General features: G+C 59.7%; 8 protein-coding genes. 5 read left to right on the top strand and 3 right to left on the bottom strand.

Annotation, left to right across the window (positions count from 1 at the left end; translation table 11 throughout):
* The 3 genes from ACIPIN_RS28660 to ACIPIN_RS28650 form a co-directional block, all read right to left on the bottom strand.
* Positions 1-154, bottom strand: a 154-nt coding sequence (locus ACIPIN_RS28660; protein ID WP_401124824.1) for a Rho termination factor N-terminal domain-containing protein, incomplete at its 3' end; no start/stop codon positions are given.
* A 248-nt stretch (positions 155-402) separates the two neighbouring features.
* A complete protein-coding gene (gene trxA / locus ACIPIN_RS28655; protein WP_003206727.1) occupies positions 403-732 on the bottom strand; it encodes a thioredoxin TrxA in 330 nt (109 codons plus the stop codon).
* Positions 733-852: 120 nt separating this feature from the next.
* Entirely contained in the window at positions 853-1,557 is a 705-nt protein-coding gene (locus ACIPIN_RS28650) for a FadR/GntR family transcriptional regulator (RefSeq protein WP_401124822.1), read from the bottom strand.
* 254 nt (positions 1,558-1,811) lie between these two features.
* Between ACIPIN_RS28650 and ACIPIN_RS28645 the strand changes: the two genes are divergently transcribed.
* From ACIPIN_RS28645 to ppx, 5 genes are all read left to right on the top strand, one after another.
* Complete coding sequence (locus tag ACIPIN_RS28645; protein WP_401124821.1) at positions 1,812-2,597, top strand: transporter substrate-binding domain-containing protein; 786 nt, start codon at positions 1,812-1,814, stop codon at positions 2,595-2,597.
* Between the two features lie 36 nt (positions 2,598-2,633).
* Entirely contained in the window at positions 2,634-3,314 is a 681-nt protein-coding gene (locus tag ACIPIN_RS28640) for an amino acid ABC transporter permease (protein WP_401124818.1), read from the top strand.
* A complete protein-coding gene (locus tag ACIPIN_RS28635) occupies positions 3,311-3,961 on the top strand; it encodes an amino acid ABC transporter permease (RefSeq protein WP_401124816.1) in 651 nt (216 codons plus the stop codon). The genes ACIPIN_RS28640 and ACIPIN_RS28635 overlap by 4 nt, the downstream gene beginning before the upstream one ends.
* Entirely contained in the window at positions 3,948-4,685 is a 738-nt protein-coding gene (locus ACIPIN_RS28630; RefSeq protein ID WP_401124813.1) for an amino acid ABC transporter ATP-binding protein, read from the top strand. The genes ACIPIN_RS28635 and ACIPIN_RS28630 overlap by 14 nt, the downstream gene beginning before the upstream one ends.
* Positions 4,686-4,887: 202 nt before the next feature.
* A complete protein-coding gene (gene ppx / locus ACIPIN_RS28625; RefSeq protein ID WP_401124811.1) occupies positions 4,888-6,390 on the top strand; it encodes an exopolyphosphatase in 1,503 nt (500 codons plus the stop codon).
* The last annotated feature ends 180 nt before the right edge of the window (positions 6,391-6,570 follow it).

Raw genomic sequence — 6,570 nt, 5'->3', positions numbered from 1 at the left:
CACCGGAGATTTCCTCGCCGCTTTTCGCGTGCTTTTTCAGCAAGGAGAAAATCACGTCCTGCTTGCGCGAACGGGCCATATTTTCTATGCCCATCTGTTCGGCCAATTCGAGCAGTTCGGTAATCGGCTTTTGCTTGAGTTCAGTCAGATTCATATAGGAATGACGTAATCATTTATGGAGGGGGGGAAATTAAGCTTTTGGCTTAATGAGGCCGCGCCGCAGAGAAGGCGACAGGATCGCGTACTTATTCGAAAAGGAGAGCGTCGGCGACGGCTTGCAGGGGGCGCTGGAGGAACCAGTGCGGGGCCGAATGTAACACCTGAGTTTCGGAGCGTCTAGCCCTGAATAACGAAAAGGCCCCGCTATTTACGGGGCCTTTTGGGTGACACTTGCAACGACGCTTAGATGTTGGCGTCGAGGAAGGCGGCCAGTTGCGACTTCGACAGCGCGCCAACCTTGGTCGCTTCGACGTTGCCGTTCTTGAACAGCATCAGAGTCGGGATACCACGCACGCCGTGCTTGGCCGGGGTTTCCTGGTTTTCGTCGATGTTCAGCTTGGCAACGGTCAGTTTGCCTTTGTAGGTTTCAGCGATTTCGTCCAGAACCGGAGCGATCATCTTGCATGGGCCACACCACTCAGCCCAGTAGTCGACCAGTACAGCACCTTCGGCCTTGAGTACGTCAGCTTCGAAGCTAGCGTCGCTAACGTGTTTGATAAGATCGCTGCTCATGGAAGTCTCCAGATTGTAAGCAAAAAAACGTGGCCCATCATAGCCGCCCTTCCCTCGTTCAGGAAGCCGCAGATGATTGAGTCTCGCTATGGTGGCCCATGAGTTTGGGTATAGCTCAAGTCACGGCGTGGCGGGGGTCGTGAAGGAAATTCCGGTGCGCAGGGCCGCGTTGCGCACATGCTCTTGCATAGCCTTCTGGGCGGCACCCGAAGCCCGGCGGGCCAGCGCTCGAAGGATCTTGCGGTGTTCTTGCCAGGTTTCCATGGCCCGTTCGGCCCGGATGAACGGTAGTTTCTGGCTCTCCAGAAAGAGCTCGGCACTCGCCGCCAGAATACTCAACATCGCCTGATTGCCGCTGGCCAGCAGGATTCGCCGATGAAACTCGAAGTCCAGCCGCGCCGCCGCGTCGAAGTCCCCGGCACGCAACTCGTCGCGCATCGCTGCGACGTTATCTTCAAGGGCATCGAGCTCATCGGCGCTCAACGTCACCGCCGCCAGCCCCGCCGCAAAGCCTTCCAGGGCATAGCGCAGCTGAAAGATATCCATCGGCGAGGCTTGAGCCGCGAACGGCCAAGTCATCCCTGAGACTGCCGGGGATGACTCAATCGCCTGCACGAACACTCCTTTGCCAGGCTGCACACTGATCACGCCCAAGGCACTCAAAGATGACAGCGCCTCGCGCAGCGACGCCCGGCTCACGCCCAGTTGCAGTGCCAGGTCGCGCTGCGAAGGCAGCACATCCCCCGGCCCGAAACCCTGTTCGGCAATCAGTTTACGGATGGCGTGCAGCGCCACTTCGGGTACGGCGCGAGAGATAGAATTCATGGTTTTTCAGACGAGCCAGACCAGTGAGCGGCTAGTTGTAAAGCTAATCGCCGAGTCAGGCAAGTCGTGCCCCACGGGGGTTCGAGCGCCTTGGGCGATGCCCGATCAAGGTGCAAAAAAATCACCAGCTGTTCAGACCAGTAAGACCGACCAATACCAGTAAATCCGCGGTCTGACAGCCATTTCGCCGGGGGTTGGCACGGGCTGTGCTCTGTCGATTCGCAGAAATCACTTGCCGAATCCGGAGATTTACCATGACCAAGCGTTGCAGCGCCCTGCTCACTGCCCTGTTTGCCAGCCTGATGCTCAGTCAACTCCCCGCCCATGCCGACGGCCTGGAGGATGTGATCAAGCGCGGAACGCTCAAGGTCGCCGTGCCCCAAGACTTCCCGCCGTTTGGCTCGGTGGGCCCGGACATGAAACCCCGTGGCCTGGACATCGACACCGCTGCGCTTCTGGCCGACCAGCTCAAGGTCAAACTCGAACTGACGCCGGTCAACAGCACCAACCGCATTCCGTTCCTGACCACCGGCAAGGTCGACCTGGTGATCTCCAGCCTTGGCAAAAACCCTGAACGCGAGAAGGTCATCGACTTCTCCCGCGCCTATGCGCCCTTCTATCTCGCGGTGTTCGGACCGCCAGACGTCGCCATCAACGGCCTGGATGACCTCAAAGGTAAAACCATCAGCGTCACCCGTGGCGCCATCGAAGACATCGAGTTGACCGCCGTGGCCCCACAAGGCGTGACCATCAAGCGCTTCGAAGACAACAACTCGACCGTCGCCGCTTACCTCGCAGGCCAGGTCAACCTGATCGCCAGCGGCAACGTGGTGATGGTGACCATCAGCGAGCGCAACCCGAAACGCATTCCAGCGCTGAAAGTGAAGCTCAAGGACTCGCCAGTCTACGTTGGCGTGAACAAGAACGAGCCGGCGCTGCTGGACAAGGTCAACCAGATCCTCGCCACCGCCAGGACTGACGGCAGCCTGGAGAAAAACTCCCGGACCTGGCTCAAGCAGCCGCTGCCGGCCGATCTCTGATTTCCGCCGGACGTCGTTTAAACAAGGAGCCTGATCATGGCTTATCAGTTCGACTTTTTACCGGTGGTGCAAAACACCGACCTGTTGCTGCGCGGTGCGCTGTTCACCCTTGAACTGACAGCCATCGGCGCGCTGCTCGGGGTCAGCCTTGGAATTGTGGGCGCGGTGGTGCGAGCGTGGAACATCCGTCCGTTTGCCGGGATCTTCGGGGTTTACGTCGAATTGATCCGCAATACGCCGTTTCTGGTGCAGCTGTTTTTCATCTTCTTCGGCTTGCCGTCGCTGGGCCTGCAAATCTCCGAATGGCAGGCAGCGGTGCTGGCGATGGTGATCAACCTCGGCGCCTATTCGACGGAAATCATTCGCGCAGGCATTCAAGCGATCCCGCGTGGGCAACTGGAAGCCGCAGCGGCGTTGGCGATGAGCCGTTTCGAAGCGTTCCGCCATGTGGTACTGCTGCCGGCGCTGGGCAAGGTCTGGCCGGCCCTGAGCAGCCAGATCATCATCGTCATGCTCGGTTCAGCGGTGTGTTCGCAGATCGCCACGGAAGAACTGAGTTTTGCCGCCAACTTCATTCAATCGCGCAACTTTCGCGCCTTCGAAACCTATGCCCTGACCACGCTGGTTTACCTGTGCATGGCCTTGCTGATCCGCCAGTTGCTGAACTGGATCGGTCGACGGTTTATAGCAAGAAGCAGCGCGAGGAGTAGCCAATGAGCGATTTCACCTTCTGGGACATCGTCCGCAACCTGCTCACCGGCCTGCAATGGACCCTGGCACTGTCGCTGGTGGCGTTTATTGGTGGCGGGCTGATCGGCTTGCTGATCATGACCCTGCGCATCTCGAAAAACGCCCTGCCACGAGGTTTCGCCCGCACCTGGATCGAACTGTTCCAGGGCACGCCGTTGTTAATGCAGCTGTTTCTGGTGTTTTTCGGCGTGGCGCTGCTGGGGATCGAGATTTCGCCGTGGCTGGCAGCGGCGATTGCCCTGACGCTGTTTACCAGCGCTTACCTGGCGGAGATCTGGCGCGGTTGCGTCGACTCGATCGCCAACGGTCAGTGGGAAGCGTCGGCGAGCCTGGCGCTCACCCCCTTTGAACAGCTGCGCTACGTGATCCTGCCGCAAGCCCTGCGCATTGCCGTGGCACCGACCGTGGGCTTCTCGGTGCAGGTGGTCAAAGGCACTGCGGTGACCTCGATCATCGGCTTCACCGAACTCACCAAAACCGGCGGCATGCTCGCCAACGCGACGTTCGAACCCTTCATGGTCTACGGCCTGGTGGCGCTCGGTTACTTCCTGCTCTGCTACCCGTTGTCCCTCAGTGCCCGCTACCTGGAAAGGAGACTGCATGCCTCTGCTTAGAATTTCCGCCCTGCATAAATATTACGGTGATCACCATGTGCTCAAAGGCATCGACCTGAGCATCGACGAAGGCCAGGTGGTGGCGATCATCGGCCGCAGCGGTTCGGGGAAATCAACCCTGCTGCGCACCTTGAACGGCCTGGAGTCGATCAACGACGGGGTGATCGAAGTCGACGGCGAATACCTCGACGCAGCCCGCGCCGACTTGCGCAGCCTGCGACAGAAAGTCGGCATGGTGTTTCAGCAGTTCAACCTGTTCCCGCACCTGACGGTGGGTGAAAACGTCATGCTCGCACCGCAGGTGGTGCAGAAAGTGTCCAGGACCAAGGCTGCCGAACTGGCGCGGCAAATGCTTGAACGGGTCGGGCTCGCGGAGAAGTTCGATGCGTTCCCGGATCGACTGTCCGGCGGCCAGCAACAGCGTGTCGCGATAGCCCGAGCCCTGGCGATGTCACCGAAAGTGCTGCTGTGCGACGAAATCACCTCGGCGCTCGATCCGGAACTGGTCAACGAGGTGCTGAGCGTGGTCCGACAACTGGCCAGGGACGGGATGACGCTGATCATGGTCACCCACGAAATGCGCTTCGCCCGGGAGGTTGGGGACAAACTGGTGTTCATGCATCAGGGCAAGGTGCATGAGGTGGGCGATCCAAAAGTGTTGTTTGCCAATCCGCAGACGGCGGAGCTGGCGAATTTTATTGGGACCGTGGAAGCCGCAGGCTGAGAGATCTTCAGAGTCTGCGAGGCCGTCATCGCGAGCAAGCTCGCTCCCACATTGGTTTTGTGTCGCCCACGGGACTGAAGGCAACAAAGAACCCTGTGGGAGCGAGCTTGCTCGCGATTGACCGCGAAGCGGTCACCTACGCGTTGGCGGCAGCGGTTGATCGTGGCACGATGGTCGGGTTATCGACCGAGACCTCTAAGCCATGCCTCAATCCCAAGCCAAGAATCTGTCCCTGATCGCCGCTATCGACCTGGGCTCGAACAGCTTTCATATGGTCGTGGCCAACGCCATCCACAATGAAATCCGTATTCTCGAGCGGCTTGGCGAGAAGGTTCAACTGGCCGCGGGGATCGACGAAGAGCGCCAACTCAGCGAAGAATCCATGCAACGCGGGCTCGATTGCCTGAAGCGCTTTGCCCAACTGATCAACGGCATGCCACCGGGCGCCGTGCGGATCGTCGGCACCAACGCCCTGCGCGAGGCGCGTAACCGCGGCGAATTCATCCGCCGCGCCGAAGAAATCCTCGGTCACCCGGTAGAAGTCATCTCCGGTCGTGAAGAAGCCCGATTGATCTACCTTGGCGTCTCCCACACCCTCGCCGACACCCCGGGCAAGCGTTTGGTGGCCGATATTGGCGGTGGCAGTACCGAATTCATCATTGGCCAGCGCTTCGAACCATTGCTGCGCGAAAGCCTGCAAATGGGCTGCGTGAGCTACACCCAGCGCTATTTCCGCGACGGCAAGATCACCCCGGCCCGCTATGCCCAGGCATACACTGCGGCGCGGCTGGAGATCATGAGCATTGAACACGCCCTGCACCGCCTGACCTGGGATGAAGCGATTGGCTCCTCGGGCACCATCCGCGCCATCGGTCTGGCGCTGAAGGCTGGCGGCCATGGCGCTGGCGAGGTCAACGCCGAGGGCCTGTCCTGGCTCAAGCGCAAGCTGATCAAACTCGGCGACGTCGAAAAAATCGATTTCGAAGGCATCAAACCGGATCGCCGGGCGATTTTCCCGGCTGGCCTGGCGATTCTCGAAGCGATCTTCGACGCACTTGAACTGCAACGCATGGATCACTGTGAAGGCGCCCTGCGTGAAGGCGTGCTCTACGACCTGCTGGGCCGTCATCATCACGAAGACGTCCGCGAACGCACCCTCAGCTCGCTCATGGAGCGTTACCACGTCGACGTGAGACAGGCCGACCGCGTCGAACGCAAGGCCCTTCACGCGTTCGACCAGGTGGCCGAGGACTGGGATCTGAATGACGGAGTCTGGCGCGAACTGCTGGGCTGGGCGGCCAAGGTCCACGAAGTCGGGCTGGATATCGCCCACTATCAATTCCACAAGCACGGTGCCTACCTGATCGAACACTCCGATCTGGCCGGTTTTTCCCGTGAAGACCAATTGATGCTGGCGCTACTGGTCCGCGGCCACCGCCGCAACATTCCCAAGGACAAGTTTGCCGAGTTCGGCGATGAAGGCATCAAGCTGATTCGCCTCTGCGTGCTGCTGCGCTTTGCGATTCTGTTTCATCACATCCGCGGCACCCAACAGATGCCGCAGGTCACGCTGCATGCCAACGGCGACAGCCTGGATGTGTTGTTCCCGGAAAACTGGCTGGACGAAAACCAGCTGACTCAGGCCGATTTCGCGCTGGAAGCAGAGTGGCTGACCCGAGTCGGCTTCGTGCTTAACGTTCGCTAACGCTTGCTGACGATCCCGTAGGAGCTGCCGCAGGCTGCGATCTTTTGATTTTGGCGTCCGTTCAGACAACGGATCGCCTGTTGAAAAGATCAAAAGATCGCAGCCTGCGGCAGCTCCTTGTATCTCGACTATCGCTCCGTCAGGAGCGATAGTTCTCGACTGATCATCGAGGGAGGGACC

Origin of the sequence: Pseudomonas sp. NPDC087697 (assembly GCF_044743155.1) — a bacterium.
Lineage (GTDB): Bacteria > Pseudomonadota > Gammaproteobacteria > Pseudomonadales > Pseudomonadaceae > Aquipseudomonas.
Note: the sequence above shows the minus strand (reverse complement) of the source record. Positions and strands in the feature narration are given on the sequence as shown.